This window comes from Shigella sp. FC1967, assembly GCF_001743005.1.
In the GTDB taxonomy this organism is placed as follows: domain Bacteria; phylum Pseudomonadota; class Gammaproteobacteria; order Enterobacterales; family Enterobacteriaceae; genus Proteus.
Genome location: NZ_MIIZ01000148.1, coordinates 1 through 283, shown reverse-complemented (window position 1 = coordinate 283; position 283 = coordinate 1). Strand labels below are relative to the sequence as shown.

At 51.2% G+C, this 283-nt stretch carries 1 pseudogene; it reads right to left on the bottom strand.

From position 1 onward, the window contains the following. A pseudogene (locus BHE89_RS24155) lies at positions 1-210 on the bottom strand (site-specific DNA-methyltransferase); the annotation flags it as partial. Positions 211-283 lie beyond the last annotated feature (73 nt).

The following is a 283-nucleotide window of genomic DNA, read 5'->3' as shown; positions in this document are numbered from 1 at the left end:
CGACTTAAGGGTTTGCTGATACCAGCGTATCTGTCTTTTCAGCTTGCTCCGCTTGACCTTTGCCTTGCCAATTTCACTTTGTTCATTCAGAGCGCTTTTCGGGATTCCAGCGAGCTCTGCCACTGAATCGTAGAGCTCCTCATTCGATAGCGGCTTATCGGCCTTGGCATACGCCTCTTGGACATGAAAAAGTTCTAGCTGGCTACTCATCATGCCCCTCCGTACCCTGGAAGATGTCATTGAGCACAGAGGTCGCTCGCGGCTCTTTCTTATGCTCGGTGTG